General features: G+C 44.9%; 2 pseudogenes. Both read right to left on the bottom strand.

Going from position 1 to position 917, the window contains the following annotated elements:
- A pseudogene (eno, locus tag A3761_RS04100) lies at positions 1-652 on the bottom strand (phosphopyruvate hydratase); the annotation flags it as partial.
- A gap of 80 nt (positions 653-732) precedes the next feature.
- Positions 733-917: pseudogene (locus A3761_RS04095) on the bottom strand (3-deoxy-8-phosphooctulonate synthase); the annotation flags it as partial.

Raw genomic sequence — 917 nt, 5'->3', positions numbered from 1 at the left:
AAGCCAAGTCAGGCGCAAAACCGCCCTCATCACCCACAGCGGTATTTAGACCTTGCTCACTTAATACCTTCTTCAAACCATGGAATATTTCAGCGCCCGCACGCAGTGCTTCGGCAAAAGTAGGAGCAGAAACTGGCTGAACCATAAACTCTTGGATATCAACATTGTTGTCTGCGTGCTCACCACCATTGATGATATTCATCATTGGCACAGGCATAGAGTACTGACCAGAAGTACCGTTTAGATCAGCAATATGCTCATAAAGCTCAACGCCTTTTTCTTGTGCTGCTGCTTTCGCTGCTGCCAAAGAAACCGCCAAAATTGCATTAGCACCCAGCTTAGCTTTATTCTCAGTACCGTCCAGATCCAACATAATTTGGTCTAAAGCTCGTTGATCGGTAACATCCTTACCTAATAACGCAGCCTTGATCTCTTCATTAATGCCGGCAACAGCCTTTAAAACACCTTTACCTAAATAACGACTCTTATCACCGTCTCTAAGCTCCAAGGCTTCACGAGAGCCTGTTGACGCACCAGAAGGAGCGCAAGCTGTACCCACCACACCAGACTCTAGAATCACATCCGCTTCAACAGTAGGGTTACCACGAGAATCCATGACCTCACGGCCTTTGATATCAATAATCGTTGTCATTACACTTCTCCAAAAATAATAACTTCAGGCCCTGTCTTTCCTTCAACAACGCCAAAATTCAAAATCATAAACGCTATATTTTAAGCCGTATCTAAAGGCTTAAATTGCTTAACTAGCTCATCGATTGCCTTAACTCTAGCAAGGAAGGGTTCAAGCTGCGACAACCTTAAAGCACACGGGCCATCACACTTAGCATTTTCAGGGTCAGGATGAGCTTCTAAAAACAAACCAGCAATACCCTGCGACATACCCGCAAGCGCTAAGT

This window comes from Oleiphilus sp. HI0123 (assembly GCF_001635315.1).
Note: the sequence above shows the minus strand (reverse complement) of the source record. Positions and strands in the feature narration are given on the sequence as shown.